An 11,032-nucleotide genomic window follows, 5' to 3' on the forward strand; every position below is an offset into this window, starting at 1 on the left:
TTCTAAAGTCCGCTATAATGCCCCTTAAAATCGCGACTGTGAAACAAACTAAGGAAAAAACATGGGTTTCTTACAAGGTAAAAAAATTCTCATCACCGGCATGATTTCCGAGCGCTCGATTGCTTACGGCATTGCCAAAGCCTGCCGAGACCAAGGTGCCGAGCTGGCATTCACTTACGTAGTAGACAAGCTGGAAGACCGCGTGCGCAAAATGGCTGCCGAATTAGGCTCAGAACTGGTGTTTCGTTGCGACGTGCAAAGCGATACCGAAATCGAACAGCTTTTTGCTGATTTAGGCAAATCATGGGACGGCTTGGACGGTTTGGTACACGCCATTGCTTTCGCGCCGCGCGAATCACTCAACGGCGATTTTCTGGAAAGCATCAGCCGAGAAGCCTTTAATGTGGCACACGATGTGTCTGCATACAGCCTGCCCGCACTGGTAAAAGCCGCACGTCCGATGATGAAAGGCCGCAATTCCGCCGTGGTTGCCCTCTCTTACTTGGGCGCCGTACGGGCCATCCCGAATTACAATGTAATGGGCTTGGCCAAAGCCAGCTTGGAAGCTGCCATCCGCTTTACCGCTTCATCAGTAGGCCGCGACGGTATCCGCTGTAACGGCATCTCCGCAGGCCCCATCAAAACTTTGGCCGCTTCCGGTATCGCTGATTTCAGCAAATTGCTGAACCATGTGGCCCAACAAAACCCGCTTGGCCGCAATGTTACCATTGAAGAGGTGGGCAATGCCGCTGCATTCCTGCTTTCAGATCTCTCTTCCGGCATTACCGGCGAAATTACCTATGTTGACGGTGGTTATAGTATCAACGCTTTAAGCGAAGTGTAATCAAACCATTACAACACACTATAACAAACGGCCAATGTTTATCGACATTGGCCGTAAATTTATCTGAACTTAAAGCGATTTTATCTTTCTTATATAAAGTAAAGCGAACCGATTAACGGAAAATCAAACCATGTATTTAAATAAACGCACAGCATCTCAAGCATTTCTATAGAATGCCGCCCTTATTTAATTTTTGGTATTAAGATTTATCGCTTTCTTCTGATTTTTAAATCTTTTCACTTACTTAAAGGAAACTAGAAATGTCTATAGCACAAGACTTTAAAGCGTTTATCATGCGTGGCAATGTGGTCGATCTGGCCGTGGGTATGGTTGTCGGTACAGCATTCAGCGGCATCGTTAAATCATTGGTAGACGATGTGATTATGCCACCCATCGGTTTGCTGATCGGCGGTGTTGACTTCTCCGACCTGTTTATCACATTAAAAGACGGCGCAAACGCCCCGGCTGACGGCTATGCTTCTTTAGCTGCCGCACAAGCTGCCGGTGCCGTTACCCTGAATGTCGGCACATTCCTAAACACTGTTATCAGCTTCCTGATCATCTCAGCCGCCATCTTCATGGTTATCCGTGCCCTGAGCAAACTGCAAAAACAAGCGCCTGTTGAAGAAGAAGCGCCGGCTGCACCTTCCGAAGAAGTGTTGTTATTACGCGAAATCCGTGACTCTTTGAAAAAATAATACCTGATTGAGCATTCGAATAATCAAATGCCTGTCTGAAAATGTTTCAGACAGGCATTTGATTATTCAAACCGGCTTACTGCAAACGATGCTGCTCTTCCTGCACAGCAGCAACCACGTCCGCATCAAACAATAAATTGATATCTGCCTCATCAAACACATATTTTTCATTGCAGAAATCACAGTCAATTTCCACGCTGCCCTGCTCGGCCACAATCTGCCCCACTTCCTGACCACCCAGCAACAGCAGCATATCGCTTACCTTTCCGCGCGAACATGTACAGGCAAATTCAAGTGCGTCCGGCTCAAACATGCGCGGAGGGGTTTCGTGAAACAAACGATAGAGCACATGCTGCGCATCCAAACCCAATAATTCCTGCGGCGTAACCGTATCGGCAAGCGTGGTCAAATGTGCCCACGAATCTTGGTCTTGCTCTTGTTCCGGCAAACGCTGAAGCAATAAACCCCCCACACTCTCTTCGTTTGCAGCAAGCGTGATGTGCGTGTCCAATTGTTCGGAGCGGCGCATGTAGGCCGTAAGCATTTCCGCAATGCTATCGCCTTCCAAAGGAACCACCCCTTGCCACGGTTCGCCGTCTTTCGGCTGCAAGGTAATCACAAACACGCCCTGCTCGCCCAATAAATCGTTCAGGCTTTCATCTTTACCGATTTCGGCTGATTCATCCCAGCGGGCGGAGGCGCGGCAAGTTTGATCGGAAGTTGCCTCCACCACCAACATTTTCAATCTGCCCTGACCTTGAACCTGCAAAATCAGCGTTCCTGCCGTTTTCAGATCAGCCGAAAGCAACACACCGGCCGCCAACAGCTCGCCCAGTGCGCGGCGTATGGCTTCGGGATAAGCTTTGCGCCCGACAATATGCTGCCAAACTTCATGCAAACGCACATGCAACCCGCGCACCGGCATATTGTCGAAAATGAAACGGTTGCGGCTGTTGTCCGGCAACACGCCGGTCAGATTATTAGAAGTCATAATGTTCTTTCTGCATCAAATTTATTAACCGCTATATGGTTACAGAAACATTAAAATCAAGCCCGTTCATGCCTGTCTGAAAAAACTTTCAGACAGGCATGAACGGGCTCTACAAGCTTCACTGTTAATGATAGACTTAATTCTTTCTAACGTTTGCCTATCAACCGCAAAGGATAAACCATGTGCCAACTCTTGGGCATGAACTGCAACACCCCCACCGACATCATTTTTTCATTTGAAGGCTTCCGCCTGCGCGGCGGCCTGACCGACCACCATGCAGACGGCTTCGGCATCGGCTTCTTCGAACAAAAAGGCATACGTCTGTTTCACGACGACAAACCCAGCGCCAACTCTCCCGTTGCAGATTTAGTCAACACCTATCAAATTAAATCCGAAAACGTTATTGCCCATATCCGAAAAGCCACTCAAGGCAGAACTTCGCTGGCCAACACACACCCGTTTGTGCGCGAAATGTGGGGCGAATATTGGCTCTTTGCGCACAATGGCAACCTAATGAATTTCAAACCCTCGCGAGGCCAATACTACCGACCCGTCGGCACCACCGACTCGGAAGCGGCTTTCTGCTATATTCTGGAAGAGCTGCGCCAGCGTTTTAACGAAAAGCCCGATCTCAAAACTCTGGCCGACACAGTGCAAGAGCTGGCAGCACGCATCCGCATCCACGGCCTGTTCAACTTTATCATGTCAAACGGCGACATCATGTTTGCCCATGCCAGCACCCTGCTCTACTACATCATCCGAAAAGCCCCATTCGGCGAAGCCCGTTTGCTTGATGACGATGTGGCAGTCGACTTTTCATCAGTTACCACACCCAACGACAAAGTTGCCGTTATTGCGACCCTGCCACTCACACAAAACGAAACCTGGCAACAATTTGCCTGCGATGAACTAATCGTGTTCCATCAAGGAGATATCGCCCTGCACAATAGGCCGGGAAAACCTCGCTACCTTTCCCAAGAAGAAGGTTTGGCGATCGCCCGCGCCGCCGGTGTTGTCGCATAAACACACTCCGCCAAACGCCTCCCAATGCGTCGCAAACCAATAAAAACGCAATAAAACCGTACCCTTAACACACGGATGCCTGTCTGAAAACATCAGCAGAAGGAATATTTTGCCGGCAGGTAAATTTTCAGCCATTCCCAGTTTTTGCTATACTCGGAACAATCAAAATTATTTCGAACATAAACATAACGGATAACAAATATGAAGAAAACAGCTTTCCTGGCTCTGGCCGCCACCACCTTGTTAAGTGCCTGCAACAAGCAGCCCGAAACATCCGTTTCACCCGAAGCCGCCTCTTCTGCCGCTTCCGCCATCAACGAAGCAGCTTCCATACCTCAAAGCGCCGTACAAACTTTAACCAGTAAAGACGGCAAGCTCAGCATCGTTATTGAAAACAGCAGTTTTGCAGACATTTCCAAAGAAGCCCGCGCACTTCCGCCCGGCGTTAACGCGGCTGATTTAACCATGATGCAGCAAGACGACGCGCAAAATATCACTCTTTACACCACCAATCTGGGCAAGCCGAAAAAACCGGCAAACGAGTACTTTGCCAACCTGAAAAAACACATTGAAGCAGACCCAAGCCTCAAAGACGTCAAAACCGGCATAGCCACCGAAAACCGCATGGATTACCACTATTCACAAACCAGCGGCGACGAAACCTTAAATGAAACCTGCGTGGCCGTTTACTCAACTGAAGGCCTTTACAACATTTGCGCATACAGCCCAAGTGCAACCACACAACAATTAGACAGCGTATTGAAGAATATCAAACTTAATCATTGATTAATAATAGGTTGAAACCTTTTCAAAACCCGCCGAATGTAGCTGCAGCCCAATGCATCGCCACGCAGCGAATGCAAACAAATATAAATACAAATATAAATAATGTGCAACAAATGGCGGTTTTGCAAAAGCTTTAAATGCCTGTCTGAAAAAATAGTTATACAAAAACCCAAGGCGTATTTTACAATGCGCCTTTATTTTTTGTACTCAACTATCATAATGTTCAACGATACAGACATCCGCCTGATGCAAACCGCCCTAAACCTCGCGTGGGAAGGCCGTTTCACTACCAGCCCCAATCCACGGGTTGGCTGTGTCATCGCGCATGGTGATCAAATCGTCGGACAAGGTTTCCACATTCGGGCAGGCAGCCCGCACGCCGAAGTACATGCCTTGCAGCAAGCCCGGGAGCTAGCCCAAGGAGCCACTGCATACGTTACCCTCGAACCATGTAGTCATCACGGCCGCACGCCACCTTGCGCAGAAGCCCTGATCAAAGCCAAAGTCAAACGCGTAGTTGCCGCCATGACCGACCCCAATCCTCTGGTTTCCGGCAAAGGTTTAACCCTGCTCACACAAGCCGGCATCCAAACGGAAAGCGGCCTTCTAGAACCGGAAGCCCGCCGGCTGAACCGCGGTTTCTTATCCCGCATCGAACGCGGCAGGCCGTTTATTCGTCTTAAATGCGCCGCCAGCCTAGACGGTAAAATTGCTTTGAGCAACGGCCTAAGCCAATGGATAACCGGAGAAGCCGCGCGTGCAGACGTACAAATTCTACGCGCCGAAAGCTGTGCCGTACTTACCGGCATCGGTACGGTTCTGGCCGACAACCCCAAACTGAATGTGCGCACCTTCCCGACTTTGCGCCAACCCATCCGCATTATCCTAGACAGCCACTTGCAAACACCGTTGGATTCTTTTGTTATCTCAGACAGCAGCAGCCCTTCTATTATCTGCACTTTGGTTTCCAACCCTCAAAAACAGGCTCCTTATCTTCAACATCCGAATATTTCCATCTTATGCCTGTCTGAAAAAGACGGCCGCATAAATTTAAATGAGCTTATGCAGCGATTAGCACAACAAGGCATTGGAGAAATTCTGGTAGAAGCCGGTGCAAAATTAAATACCGCCTTGATAGAAGCCGGTTTGGTTGATGAAATCGTGTTGTACCAATCTGCTAAAATGTTGGGCAACAGCGCAAAAGGATTATTTCTATTGCCGGAAAACAACAAAATCTTAAGCGAAACACCCGACTTTTTTCCAATATCAGCCGACATCTTGGGAAATGACATAAAAATAACCCTACATAACAAAAAGTTTTCTTGAAAACAGATAGTTATATCGCTTATCACATTTCATGCTTTTTTGCGATTCTTTTAACAAAAATTAATCCAATCGCCCTACAATCACAAGAGGATAAAATTATTGTGCCGTTAAATCAGGCACAAAATAATCAACTATTCCAACTATTCTATTTTCAAATTCAGGTTAAACAATTATGCAAAAAAACACCGTATTCGTCACAGGCGGCGCAGGCTTTATCGGTTCCGCCGTAATCCGCCACTTAATCAACAACACCGACGTAACGGTGGTAAACATCGACAAACTCACTTATGCCGGCAACCTGCACTCTTTAGACAGCATTGCCGACAGCCCCCGTTATATTTTTTCCCAAACCGATATTTGCGACCGTGAAGCAATCGACAAACTATTCGAGCAATACCAGCCTCGCGGCATTATGCACTTGGCTGCAGAAAGTCACGTAGACCGCTCTATCGACGGCCCGGCCGCTTTTATCGAAACCAACATCGTCGGCACCTACACCCTGCTTGAAGCAGCCCGCCAATACTGGAACACCCTCTCGGAAGAAGACAAAACCGTTTTCCGCTTTCACCATATTTCTACCGACGAAGTGTACGGCGACCTGCACGGTACAGACGATTTGTTCACAGAAACCACACCTTATGCACCGAGCAGCCCTTACTCGGCAAGTAAAGCTTCTAGCGACCACTTAGTACGCGCATGGAACCGAACCTACGGTCTGCCTGTTGTCTTGACCAACTGCTCAAACAACTACGGTCCGTTCCACTTCCCGGAAAAACTGATTCCGTTAATGATTCTGAACTGTTTGGCCGGCAAATCCTTGCCTGTTTACGGCGAAGGCAATCAAATCCGCGACTGGCTGTTTGTAGAAGACCATGCTCGCGCGCTGTGGAAAGTATTTACTGAAGCAAAAGTTGCAGAAACATACAATATCGGCGGACACAACGAACGCAAAAATATTGATGTCGTTAAAACCATTTGCGGCATCTTGGATGAGTTGCGCCCCACCGCCCAAAATCCGAACACACCCAACATCACATCATATCAAGAACTCATCACCCACGTTACCGACCGCCCGGGTCACGATCACCGCTATGCTATCGATGCTGCGAAAATCGGTCGTGATTTAGGCTGGAAGCCACAAGAAACCTTCGAAACCGGTATCCGCAAAACCGTAGAATGGTATCTGAATAATCAGGCATGGTGGCAAGCCGTATTAGATGGCAACTACCAAGGTGAACGTTTGGGCTTGAAAAACTAAAACAACTGGAGAAATCTATGAAAGGTATCGTCTTAGCCGGCGGCTCAGGAACTCGTCTTTACCCAATCACCCGAGGCGTTTCGAAACAATTGCTGCCAATTTATGACAAGCCAATGGTGTATTACCCGATTTCCGTACTGATGCTGGCCGGAATTCGCGATATATTGATTATTTCAACACCTGAAGATATGTCGGGTTACCAGCGCCTTTTGGGTAACGGTTCCGATTTCGGTATCAACATCAGCTACGCCGTCCAACCCAGCCCCGACGGTTTGGCACAGGCTTTCCTGATTGGCGACGAATTCATCGGCGACGACAGTGCCTGTTTGATTTTGGGCGACAACATCTACTTCGGCGAGAGCTTTGGCCGCAAATTGGAGTTGGCTGCATCCCGCCAGAAAGGTGCGACCGTATTCGGCTACCAGGTGGCCGACCCCGAACGTTTCGGCGTGGTGGAATTTGATAAAGACAACAAAGTGTTGTCTATCGTTGAGAAGCCCGAAAAACCAAAATCCAACTATGCCGTTACCGGCCTGTATTTCTACGATAACAGCGTTGTTGAAAAAGCAAAACGTGTCAAACCATCTGCACGCGGCGAATTGGAAATTACCAGCATCAACCAAATGTATTTGGAAGAAGGCACATTGAATGTGGAATTATTAGGCCGCGGTTTTGCTTGGTTGGATACCGGCACACACGACAGCCTGATGGAAGCCGGCCATTTCGTCCAAACCATCGAAAGCCGCCAAGGCTTGAAAGTGGCATGCTTGGAAGAAATTGCTTTCAACAAAGGCTGGCTAAACAAAGAAGAATTGGCTGAAAAGATCAAACCTCTCTCCAAAACAGGTTACGGCCAATACCTGCAACGCCTGTTAGACACCTCAAAATAAAAGTTTTTCATACAGGCGTTTAAGAAGCATTCATACAAATGCCTGTCTGAAAATATGGAATACACAATGCAAGTTATCGACACAAAAATTAAAGACGTCAAAATCATCCAACCCAAAGTGTTCGGCGACGAACGTGGCTTTTTCTTAGAAACTTTCGAGAAAAACCGTTATCGCGAAATGCTCGGCATTGATTTAGATTTTGTACAAGACAATCACTCACGCTCACAAAAAGGCGTATTACGTGGAATGCACGTTCAAACCGTTAACCCGCAAGGCAAGCTGGTACGTTGCGTGCGCGGCGAAGTATTTGATGTTGCGGTAGACATCCGCCCCGATTCTCCCACTTACGGCCAATGGGAAGGGGTGATTTTAAGCGAGGAAAACAAAACCCAATTTTGGATTCCGCCCGGCCTGGCCCACGGATTTGTCGTACTGAGCGACATTGCTGATTTCGAATACAAATGTACCGATTATTACAATCCGCAAGCGGAAGCCAGTTTGATGTGGAACGACCCGACGGTCGGCATCGAATGGCCGATTGATAACCCTTTGTTATCAGCCAAAGACCAGCAAGGCAAATCTTTGCAAGAGCTGCGTGAATTATACGCATAACGCGGTTTTAAACAACACAAAACACCGATGCCTGTCTGAAAACTTAAAAACAAGGCATCACAAGAAATTTCATTATCTTCAACTTTAGAGATTACTAAAATTATGATGACTCCAGAACAAATCAATTTGGCCATTATCGGCTTAGGCTATGTAGGCCTGCCTCTTGCCGTTGAGTTCGGCAAAAAGCGTTCGGTTGTAGGTTTCGATATCAACCACGCACGTATCGAAGCCTTAAAACAAGGCCATGACGCAACATTAGAAGTGGATGACGAAGAACTGGCAAGCGCAAAACATCTAACCTACTCTGCCGATTTGGAAGATTTAAAAAAATGCAATGTATTTATCGTAACCGTGCCTACGCCTATCGATGAACACAACCAACCCGACCTTACCCCTCTGGTGAAAGCCTCTGAAACCATCGGTAAAGTGCTGAAAAAAGGTGATATCGTTATTTACGAATCCACTGTTTACCCCGGCGCAACTGAAGAAGACTGCGTGCCCGTTCTGGAAAAATTCTCAGGCTTGAAATTCAACCAAGATTTTTACGCCGGCTACAGCCCCGAGCGCATCAATCCAGGTGACAAAGAGCACCGCGTCAGCACCATCAAAAAAATCACTTCCGGTTCAACTCCTGAAATTGCCGATGTTGTTGATGCACTCTACAACGAAATCATTGTTGTCGGCACCCACAAAGCTTCCAGCATCAAAGTAGCGGAAGCGGCCAAGGTAATTGAAAACACACAACGCGACCTAAATATCGCTCTGATTAACGAATTGGCCGTTATTTTCAATAAAATGGGCATTGATACAGAAGCCGTATTGAAAGCAGCAGGCACAAAATGGAACTTCCTGCCATTCCGCCCGGGCTTGGTTGGCGGCCATTGTATCGGTGTTGACCCTTACTACCTTACCCATAAAGCACAAAGTATCGGCCACCATCCCGAAATCATTTTGGCCGGCCGCCGCTTAAACGACAACATGGCAAGTTATGTTGCTTCACAATTAGTAAAAGCCCTGTTGAAAAAACGCGTACAGGTGGAAGGCGCAAAAATTTTGCTGATGGGCCTGACTTTCAAAGAAAACTGCCCTGATTTACGCAACACCAAAGTTGTCGACATCATCAAAGAGCTTAAAGAATACAACATCACTGTTGACGTTTACGATCCATGGATTGACCATGCCGAAGCCCAACACGAATACGGCATCACGCCTATTTCCACTCTGGAAGAAGGCAAATATGACGGAATCGTTCTGGCAGTAGCACATAAACAGTTTAAAGAAATGGGTATTGATGCCATCCGTAAACTGGCGAAAAAAGAACACGTTATTTACGACTTAAAATATCTGTTTACCGCAGAAGAAACTGATTTACGTTTATAAGTCCTTACACTTACGGAATATCCACATAATGAATAAGTATGAACATATCCAACAGGAGCTGAAGCAATCACCGAAAAAATGGCTGGTCACAGGCGTGGCCGGCTTTATCGGTTCCAACTTGCTTGAAACTCTGCTAATGCTAGATCAAACCGTAGTCGGCTTGGATAACTTTGCTACAGGTCACCTGCATAACTTAGATGAAGTGCAACGTACCGTTACTCCCGAGCAATGGGCACGTTTTACTTTCATTGAAGGCGACATCCGCAACTTGGAAACCTGCCATCAAGCTTGTAAAGGCGTCGATTATGTATTGCATGAAGCCGCTTTAGGCTCTGTGCCGCGCTCGATTAACGATCCGATCACATCAAACAGCGCCAACATCGACGGTTTTCTGAATATGCTGGTTGCTGCCCGTGACGCAGAAGTGAAAAGTTTTGTATACGCAGCTAGCAGCTCCACATACGGCGACCACCCCGGCCTGCCCAAAGTGGAACATACCATCGGCAAACCTTTGTCTCCTTATGCAGTAACCAAATATGTAAACGAACTTTATGCTGATGTATTTGCCCGTACCTATGGCTTTACATGCATCGGTTTGCGTTATTTCAACGTGTTCGGCAAACGCCAAGACCCAAATGGTGCTTATGCAGCTGTGATTCCAAAATGGACTTCGGCCATGATTAAAAACGAAGATCTGTTCATCAACGGTGATGGTGAAACCAGCCGCGACTTCTGCTTTATCGAAAATACGGTGCAGGCCAATATTTTGGCAGCCACAACCGACAATGCAGAGGCGCGTAACCAAGTGTACAACGTAGCCGTTGGCGGTCGAACAACATTGAACCAACTGTTTAACTATATCCGCAACAGCTTGGCAGATAACGATATCCAATACACGAAAGACGCCATCTATCGCGACTTCCGTGCAGGGGACGTACGTCATTCTCAAGCTGATATCGCAAAAGCACAAAGTCTGCTGGGTTATAACCCGCAGTTTACGATTGAGCAGGGCATTCAAAAAGCCATGCCTTGGTATAAAGGCTTTTTAAAATAAAATATACCTGAACAGCCTTGTCTAAATATTTTCAGACAGGCCTTGATGCCTGTCTGAAAATAACTCATTTAGTATGGTTTATACAATAATCAAATTAAAACCACTTTACGGCCAGGCGCTCGTGCCCACATAATTTATAAAACCAATTAAATAAACTTAAAAAATAGCAT

11 protein-coding genes are annotated in these 11,032 nt (G+C 47.1%); 10 read left to right on the forward strand and 1 reads right to left on the reverse strand.

Translation table 11 applies throughout. The features are described from left to right. The first annotated feature begins 61 nt into the window (after nucleotides 1–61). Both fabI and mscL read left to right on the forward strand, forming a co-directional pair. Nucleotides 62–844, forward strand: coding sequence for an enoyl-ACP reductase FabI (gene fabI / locus AKG09_RS10095; protein WP_054619322.1), 783 nt, complete (start codon nucleotides 62–64; stop codon nucleotides 842–844). Nucleotides 845–1,104: 260 nt separating this feature from the next. Further along, complete coding sequence (gene mscL / locus AKG09_RS10100; RefSeq protein WP_054619323.1) at nucleotides 1,105–1,542, forward strand: large-conductance mechanosensitive channel protein MscL; 438 nt, start codon at nucleotides 1,105–1,107, stop codon at nucleotides 1,540–1,542. 76 nt (nucleotides 1,543–1,618) lie between these two features. On the opposite strand, the gene hslO is transcribed toward mscL, so the two are convergent. After that, a complete protein-coding gene (hslO, locus tag AKG09_RS10105) occupies nucleotides 1,619–2,533 on the reverse strand; it encodes an Hsp33 family molecular chaperone HslO (RefSeq protein ID WP_054619324.1) in 915 nt (304 codons plus the stop codon). Nucleotides 2,534–2,713: 180 nt separating this feature from the next. Here hslO and AKG09_RS10110 point away from each other — a divergent pair, with 180 nt between their 5' ends. From AKG09_RS10110 to AKG09_RS10145, 8 genes are all read left to right on the forward strand, one after another. Further along, nucleotides 2,714–3,556, forward strand: coding sequence for a class II glutamine amidotransferase (locus AKG09_RS10110; RefSeq protein ID WP_054619325.1), 843 nt, complete (start codon nucleotides 2,714–2,716; stop codon nucleotides 3,554–3,556). A gap of 201 nt (nucleotides 3,557–3,757) precedes the next feature. After that, nucleotides 3,758–4,342 carry a hypothetical protein gene (locus tag AKG09_RS10115; protein WP_054619326.1) on the forward strand — a complete coding sequence of 195 codons (585 nt, stop codon included), beginning with the start codon at nucleotides 3,758–3,760 and terminating at the stop codon, nucleotides 4,340–4,342. A gap of 219 nt (nucleotides 4,343–4,561) precedes the next feature. Next, nucleotides 4,562–5,668: a bifunctional diaminohydroxyphosphoribosylaminopyrimidine deaminase/5-amino-6-(5-phosphoribosylamino)uracil reductase RibD gene (gene ribD, locus AKG09_RS10120; RefSeq protein ID WP_054619334.1), complete on the forward strand. Its 1,107-nt coding sequence runs from the start codon at nucleotides 4,562–4,564 to the stop codon at nucleotides 5,666–5,668. 172 nt (nucleotides 5,669–5,840) lie between these two features. Further along, entirely contained in the window at nucleotides 5,841–6,926 is a 1,086-nt protein-coding gene (rfbB, locus tag AKG09_RS10125; RefSeq protein WP_054619327.1) for a dTDP-glucose 4,6-dehydratase, read from the forward strand. 17 nt (nucleotides 6,927–6,943) lie between these two features. Further along, nucleotides 6,944–7,816, forward strand: coding sequence for a glucose-1-phosphate thymidylyltransferase RfbA (rfbA, locus tag AKG09_RS10130; RefSeq protein WP_054619328.1), 873 nt, complete (start codon nucleotides 6,944–6,946; stop codon nucleotides 7,814–7,816). 66 nt (nucleotides 7,817–7,882) lie between these two features. Further along, nucleotides 7,883–8,428, forward strand: coding sequence for a dTDP-4-dehydrorhamnose 3,5-epimerase (gene rfbC / locus AKG09_RS10135; protein ID WP_054619329.1), 546 nt, complete (start codon nucleotides 7,883–7,885; stop codon nucleotides 8,426–8,428). A gap of 102 nt (nucleotides 8,429–8,530) precedes the next feature. After that, nucleotides 8,531–9,808 carry a Vi polysaccharide biosynthesis UDP-N-acetylglucosamine C-6 dehydrogenase TviB gene (gene tviB / locus AKG09_RS10140; protein ID WP_156320839.1) on the forward strand — a complete coding sequence of 426 codons (1,278 nt, stop codon included), beginning with the start codon at nucleotides 8,531–8,533 and terminating at the stop codon, nucleotides 9,806–9,808. A gap of 28 nt (nucleotides 9,809–9,836) precedes the next feature. Beyond that, nucleotides 9,837–10,862, forward strand: a complete 1,026-nt coding sequence (locus tag AKG09_RS10145) for an NAD-dependent epimerase/dehydratase family protein (RefSeq protein ID WP_054619330.1) — start codon at nucleotides 9,837–9,839, stop codon at nucleotides 10,860–10,862. Nucleotides 10,863–11,032: the final 170 nt, after the last annotated feature.

It is taken from the genome of Neisseria sp. 83E34 (genome assembly GCF_001308015.1).
In the GTDB taxonomy this organism is placed as follows: domain Bacteria; phylum Pseudomonadota; class Gammaproteobacteria; order Burkholderiales; family Neisseriaceae; genus Neisseria.

Coding starts and splice junctions, on each gene's coding strand:
- fabI (WP_054619322.1), top strand. CDS start 62: ATGGGTTTCTTACAAGGTAAAAAAATTCTCATCACCGGCATGATTTCC.
- mscL (WP_054619323.1), top strand. CDS start 1,105: ATGTCTATAGCACAAGACTTTAAAGCGTTTATCATGCGTGGCAATGTG.
- hslO (WP_054619324.1), bottom strand. CDS start 2,533: ATGACTTCTAATAATCTGACCGGCGTGTTGCCGGACAACAGCCGCAAC.
- AKG09_RS10110 (WP_054619325.1), top strand. CDS start 2,714: ATGTGCCAACTCTTGGGCATGAACTGCAACACCCCCACCGACATCATT.
- AKG09_RS10115 (WP_054619326.1), top strand. CDS start 3,758: ATGAAGAAAACAGCTTTCCTGGCTCTGGCCGCCACCACCTTGTTAAGT.
- ribD (WP_054619334.1), top strand. CDS start 4,562: ATGTTCAACGATACAGACATCCGCCTGATGCAAACCGCCCTAAACCTC.
- rfbB (WP_054619327.1), top strand. CDS start 5,841: ATGCAAAAAAACACCGTATTCGTCACAGGCGGCGCAGGCTTTATCGGT.
- rfbA (WP_054619328.1), top strand. CDS start 6,944: ATGAAAGGTATCGTCTTAGCCGGCGGCTCAGGAACTCGTCTTTACCCA.
- rfbC (WP_054619329.1), top strand. CDS start 7,883: ATGCAAGTTATCGACACAAAAATTAAAGACGTCAAAATCATCCAACCC.
- tviB (WP_156320839.1), top strand. CDS start 8,531: ATGATGACTCCAGAACAAATCAATTTGGCCATTATCGGCTTAGGCTAT.
- AKG09_RS10145 (WP_054619330.1), top strand. CDS start 9,837: ATGAATAAGTATGAACATATCCAACAGGAGCTGAAGCAATCACCGAAA.